Raw genomic sequence first — 285 nt, 5'->3', positions numbered from 1 at the left:
CTACTCCGTGGCCGAGCCGCAGCGGCTGCTGTCCCAGGCCCAGCGCGTGGAGGCCGCGGACGTCGAGACCGGCACGGGCATCGGCGAAGGCGCCGCCGGCACGGTGCACGGGGCGCTCGGCATCCTGTTCGGCGAGTTCGAACCGGACGAGATCGCCTCCCGGCACAAGGAGTTCGGCCTGGAGGAGGGCGACTCCACCCTGTGGGTCACGGCCTCGGACGAACCCGCCGACCCCGGCGACTGGCTCGAGGCGCCCTTCGAACCCGTCGATCCGCAGCGGGTGGT

1 pseudogene is annotated in these 285 nt (G+C 73.3%); it reads left to right on the top strand.

The features are described 5' to 3' along the window. Positions 1–285, top strand: a pseudogene (locus BZY54_RS48625) (hypothetical protein); the annotation flags it as partial.

This window comes from Streptomyces carpinensis (assembly GCF_002154505.1).
Taxonomy (GTDB): domain Bacteria; phylum Actinomycetota; class Actinomycetes; order Streptomycetales; family Streptomycetaceae; genus Streptomyces; species Streptomyces carpinensis.
The sequence above is the reverse complement of the archived record's forward strand: the minus strand, read 5'-3'. Positions and strand labels throughout refer to the sequence as shown.